2 protein-coding genes and 1 pseudogene are annotated in these 2,384 nt (G+C 53.4%); all 3 read right to left on the bottom strand.

Going from position 1 to position 2,384, the window contains the following annotated elements; all coding sequences use genetic code 11:
• Nucleotides 1-302 precede the first annotated feature (302 nt).
• Nucleotides 303-1,148, bottom strand: a complete 846-nt coding sequence (locus tag IKE44_RS10535) for a DMT family transporter (protein WP_049624715.1) — start codon at nucleotides 1,146-1,148, stop codon at nucleotides 303-305.
• Nucleotides 1,149-1,326: 178 nt separating this feature from the next.
• Nucleotides 1,327-1,503 (bottom strand): annotated as a pseudogene (locus IKE44_RS10530) (thiolase family protein); the annotation flags it as partial.
• A gap of 89 nt (nucleotides 1,504-1,592) precedes the next feature.
• A partial coding sequence (gene spoVK, locus IKE44_RS10525) for a stage V sporulation protein K (protein ID WP_287465861.1) occupies nucleotides 1,593-2,384 on the bottom strand: 792 nt, incomplete at its 5' end.

Genomic DNA, 2,384 nt, shown 5'->3' with positions numbered 1-2,384 from the left:
TAAACCGAACAACGCCGCTTAAAGACCCATGAATGGGTCTGTGAAGCAAGTCGTTGTTCGGTCTTCCGTCACGCTAAGGCGTGACGGAGGCAAGCCACACACTTGCCTTCGACAGTCGAAAATGGGCAAACCACTTTTCTGTCAAGGATATGTTAAACTTCTTTGTTGCATCTATCCTGAAAATACCCGAACTCCAAAATGTGTAAAGTTGTAAAATTCAACATAGAGGTCTTTTCATCCTTCCGATGGTGACGAAATTTTTTTGTCATGGGAGTCTATATATAGTTTGCTGACGCTTTCCTTTACGCGCTTTGCTCGCTTCGCACCGCCACGGCCACGCCGGCAGCAATGAGCGCCCCGCCGAGCCAAAACGAGACATCGAGTTGCTCTTGTAAAAACAGCCGGCCAAAGAGCGAGCCGACGCCGGCGTCAATCATTTCCATCCCTTTGTTCCAAAGAAAAAATGCCCCTGCTGTCGATATAACGCCAAGATACAACACCCCAAGGGCGACGGGAACACTCCAATGGCTCGCAGCAAGCCCCGGCCCTTCGGCGAGCATCATCGGCGTCATGCCAATGAGTGCCACAAAAATGGCATACGTGGTGATCGAAAACACGGACAAGCGGGCCGAAGCGATTTTCACGAGCACCGACAACAGCGCCCAAGTGACCGCCGCGCCGACTAAGCAAATGTTGCCAAGAAACGTTGATTCTTCTCCGCCTCCTAAGCCGACGATGACGATGACACCCGCTGTCGCCAGTAGCAGCGCAGCCATTTTCCGCCATGTGAGCGTCTCGCCAAGCAGCCAGCGGGCAAACAAAACGACAAACGCCGGGGTCGAGGCGGTGATGAGGGAAGCGGTATGGGCATTCGACCATTTTGTGCCGACAAACTGCAACGAAATGGAAACGACATAGCCGATGATTCCGATTGCGATGACCATCCCCCAGTCGCGCCCGCTCTTTGGCGGGCGCTCCCGTTTCGCCGCGGCGATGGCACCAAGCACAATCAAGGCGACGGCGTAGCGCAGCCAGACAAGCGTAAACGGCGGAATGTAGTCCAACACGTATTTGCTCACGACGTACATCCCGCCCCAAATGCTGGCAGCAAGCGATAAATACAAGGAAGCAAGAGCAGGTTGTTTCATGGCATCGATCCCCTTTGCGTTCTTCTTTCTGCTGCTGACTCCAAAAGCAAAGCCGTTATTTTCAGAACTAACAGCCAAACAAGACGGTGCTCGATCAGCTAGACGTCGCTTTCTTCCGGAGGAAACACAGGGGCGAGCGGAACCGTCAAATCCGGTTGCCAAAACGAAACCAGCTCATCGCGCGGATTTCCTGGGCGGCGAAATGAATCGCCTGCTGCCCCGAGCCGCACATCCGGTTGATTTGCACGGCCGGCACTTCGATCGGGAATCCGGCCTCAAGCGCCGCGAGCCGGCCGATGTTGTATCCTCTTTTTTGTGGCACAAAAAAGAAAGGAAGACCTCTTTCTTTCGACAAGAAAAAGAAAGAGGAGCCTCCTTGGCTTTTTTATCATCTCGCGCCGAGAAGACCCCCACTTCCACGCGTGAGCGTAGGTGGGAGAGCGTTCAAGCATGAATCACTAAATCGCGGTCACGGATCGTCATCAGCTCTTTTTTGTCATAGCGCCCTTCGTGTAGAAGACGGACCGCCTGCTTGCGGATCGCTTTTTCGATTAAGTTGCGCACATAACGGCCGTTGCTGAACTTGAGGCGGCCGGTCGCTTCCAGCGTCCCTTCGAGATGAATGTACAGTTTCCGCTCCGCTTCCGGCGTCATGTCGTATTCGCGCTCACGCAGCATTTGTTTGGCGATTTGCACAAGCTCTTCGACGGTATAGTCCGGAAACTCGATCGTCAGCGGAAAGCGCGACGGCAACCCTGGGTTCAACGATAAAAAATAGTCCATTTCTTTCGGATAGCCGGCTAAAATGACGACCAAATCGTCGCAATAGTCTTCCATTCCTTTCACAAGCGTATCGATCGCTTCCTTGCCAAAGTCTTTTTCCCCGCCGCGGGCGAGCGAATACGCCTCATCGATAAACAAAATGCCGCCGCGCGCTTTTTTGATCAAATCGCGCGTTTTGCTCGCCGTATGCCCGATGTACTCTCCGACCAAATCGGCCCGCTCCGCCTCGATGAAATGCCCTTTGGACAGCACGTTCATCTCAAAAAACAGCTTGCCGAGCAAGCGAGCCACCGTCGTTTTGCCGGTGCCGGGATTGCCTTTGAAAATCATATGGAGCGCCTGGCGGTTGGCCTTTAAGCCGTTCTCCTTGCGCAGCCGGTTGATGTACAGCCAGGCGTAAATTTCCTTGATGATTTTTTTGACATGATCAAGGCCGATCAGCTGATCAAGCTC

The sequence above is a fragment of the Geobacillus sp. genome (assembly GCF_017515625.1).
Taxonomy (GTDB): Bacteria; Bacillota; Bacilli; order Bacillales; family Anoxybacillaceae; genus Geobacillus; species Geobacillus stearothermophilus.
Note: the sequence above shows the minus strand (reverse complement) of the source record. Positions and strands in the feature narration are given on the sequence as shown.

What these genes read in the sequence shown, in the direction of transcription:
- IKE44_RS10535 (WP_049624715.1), bottom strand. Translation starts at nt 1,148, where the DNA reads ATGAAACAACCTGCTCTTGCTTCCTTGTATTTATCGCTTGCTGCCAGC.